The sequence below is a fragment of the Pseudaquabacterium pictum genome, from assembly GCF_005403045.1.
Classification (GTDB): domain Bacteria; phylum Pseudomonadota; class Gammaproteobacteria; order Burkholderiales; family Burkholderiaceae_C; genus Pseudaquabacterium; species Pseudaquabacterium pictum.
In genome coordinates, this window is record NZ_BJCL01000046.1 from 1 (window position 1) to 1,215 (window position 1,215).

Here is a 1,215-nt window from a genome sequence, read left to right on the forward strand (position 1 = left end):
CCCGCCGTCGCGTCCGCTTCGTCGACTGACCCAGACCCAGGCTCTGCTGCTTCATGGCCGGCATCGTCTCATCGGCTCACAGCGGGACCAAGCACATGGGCGACGGACTTTTGCAGACCGTCCCTAACGTTTGAGTCAACAGGTCCGTTGCGGCCCGTGGCCAAAGGCTCAAATTGACATGACAGGCCTTCAGCCTCATGCCGCAATGGGTTGGTTGAGCGAATGCTCAGGCGGCGCTGGCCTGCTCGTCATGAAGGACAGTGATCAGCCGTGACATCAATTTTCTGAGATGCGGAGAGGCTGAGGGGTGGATGATGATCTCTTCCGGGAAGAACTCAACGCATCCTTCACTCGTTTTTCTTCCGCCCGCCTGCAGTATGCTGTCGACAACTTCCTTGTTCAGTGCAATCGTCGGACTCAGTCCGCAGTACCTCAGGATTCCATGGAGGTCACTGAAACGTTTCGGTCGGTACTCGAGTATGGCGTCCGTCACTGTTTGTTGCGGCAACTTCAGCAGCAAGCCAATCAAACGGGCGATTCCAATGTATCGATCGCGCCTCAGGTCGATGTAGACTCGCCCCTGAAGAAATGCTGGGAGAGGCTGGCGGCCGACGACAATTGGAATCACAACATGACGTTTCTCGGCCTTCTCTCTGGACAGACCGATTTTCAATTCATCGTTAGCCCATGGCGAGTCATCAAAGTTGGCACCAACAATGACACCCAAGAAGTTTGCCTTGGTCGCGGCTTGTGCCAGCACATCGTGAAGACTTTCGCCGGCCTGAAGTTCCCATTCATCCAGCCACACATCGATTCCACACCATGCCAGTTCTTCTGCCAAACGGCGAACCACTGGTTTATCCCTCGAACTATGGCTGATGAAAAGATCCGGCTTGCGCTTTTGCCTACCTTCGATAGATCGATCAATTGGCTTCGTCATGGCGTTACCTTCAGCAAGCGAAGTGGGCTTCTGCGACGTCTAATCCGATATAGACGTCATTGCAGCAAGGCCGACATGACCACATTGAACCCAATGATGGCGCGATTGGCAATCATTCGGGCGCAGAAGAGTCATTGATCAGACCTAAGGACGCTCTGCACAACACGGCGACCGATATGGCAGCGCCTTGCAATTTGATCGGGGTCGGGCAATTGCGGTCCGAGTTGACGCTTGCAACGAGATCGCAAGGTGCCCGCGACGCGTTGTGCCGCTTG

General features: G+C 55.1%; 1 protein-coding gene. It reads right to left on the reverse strand.

Features of this window, described 5'->3' with window-relative positions:
- Positions 1-226: 226 nt before the first annotated feature.
- Positions 227-940: a toll/interleukin-1 receptor domain-containing protein gene (locus FFT10_RS27530; RefSeq protein ID WP_137736084.1), complete on the reverse strand. Its 714-nt coding sequence runs from the start codon at positions 938-940 to the stop codon at positions 227-229.
- Positions 941-1,215 lie beyond the last annotated feature (275 nt).

Coding starts and splice junctions, on each gene's coding strand:
- FFT10_RS27530 (WP_137736084.1), bottom strand. CDS start 940: ATGACGAAGCCAATTGATCGATCTATCGAAGGTAGGCAAAAGCGCAAG.